The organism is Streptomyces tricolor (genome assembly GCF_002155905.1).
GTDB classification, from domain to species: domain Bacteria; phylum Actinomycetota; class Actinomycetes; order Streptomycetales; family Streptomycetaceae; genus Streptomyces; species Streptomyces tricolor.
Map to the genome: position 1 here is coordinate 522 of NZ_MUMF01000875.1, position 506 is coordinate 1,027.

At 68.4% G+C, this 506-nt stretch carries 1 pseudogene; it reads left to right on the plus strand.

The annotated features are described in order from the left end of the window. Positions 1–269: 269 nt before the first annotated feature. Positions 270–506, plus strand: a pseudogene (locus tag CCN44_RS41035) (MFS transporter); the annotation flags it as partial.

Consider the following 506-nt stretch of genomic DNA (forward strand, 5'->3'; position numbering starts at 1 on the left):
GACGGCCGGTTCGGGGAGGGGGTCGGGCAGGCCGGGAGGTTCCGGCAGCACCTTGATGTCGCCCGCCCCGTTCCTCGTGCGGGTTTCCGGCGCCTGCCGCAGAGCTTCCTCGTTCCGCTGTCCGGTCACCTTCGGCTCCCTCTCCCCTGCCGGTTGTACGAGTGTGATCGTACTACGTGTTAAGTTCGACTCCATGCGTACTGGTACGAGATTTCTCGTACTGCCGGATGCCTGGGGAGGAGTGTGCCGTGACCGAGACGACCACCGAGGTGCGTGCGCCGGGGGCGGCGGGGGACGGTGACGTGCCCGTTCGCTGGGTGTGGCTCGCCGCCTGGCCGGTGACGGCGGTGTTCGTGCTGTCCAACGCGGCCACCCCGCTCTATGTGCTGTGGCAGCGCGAGATGGGCTTCAGCAAGGGCACCCTCACTGTGGTCTTCGCCTGCTACATCGCGGGGCTGCTCGGCTCCCTGCTGGTGTCCGGTGTCGTCTCCGACCGGATCGGCCGC